This is a genomic window from Aequorivita sp. KMM 9714 (genome assembly GCF_011065475.1).
Classification (GTDB): domain Bacteria; phylum Bacteroidota; class Bacteroidia; order Flavobacteriales; family Flavobacteriaceae; genus Aequorivita; species Aequorivita sinensis.
This window is the reverse complement of record NZ_JAAGRO010000050.1, coordinates 1-321: the sequence shown is the minus strand read 5'-3', so window position 1 is coordinate 321 and position 321 is coordinate 1. Positions and strand designations below refer to the sequence as shown.

Genomic DNA, 321 nt, shown 5'->3' with positions numbered 1-321 from the left:
CTGCAGTTTTTACCAAAGATGGTAAAACCATTTACTTTACTCGAAATAGTTATATAGATGGACAAAAAGAACTCGATAAATCTAAAAAACATAAAACCCTTAGACTAAGCCTTTTTAAAGCTGAGAAAACGGGTGAGAATACTTGGTCTAATGTAGAGGAATTACCTTTTAACAATAAGGCCTATTCAGTAGCACATCCTGCTTTAAGTCCGGATGGCAAAAGATTGTATTTTTCATCTGATATGCCAGGTACTCTAGGTATGTCTGACCTTTGGTATGTAGACATTTTAGAAAATGGCACCTATGGTACACCAGTTAACC

1 pseudogene is annotated in these 321 nt (G+C 35.5%); it reads left to right on the top strand.

Features of this window, described 5'->3' with window-relative positions:
* Positions 1-321 (top strand): annotated as a pseudogene (locus tag G3A46_RS14640) (PD40 domain-containing protein); the annotation flags it as partial.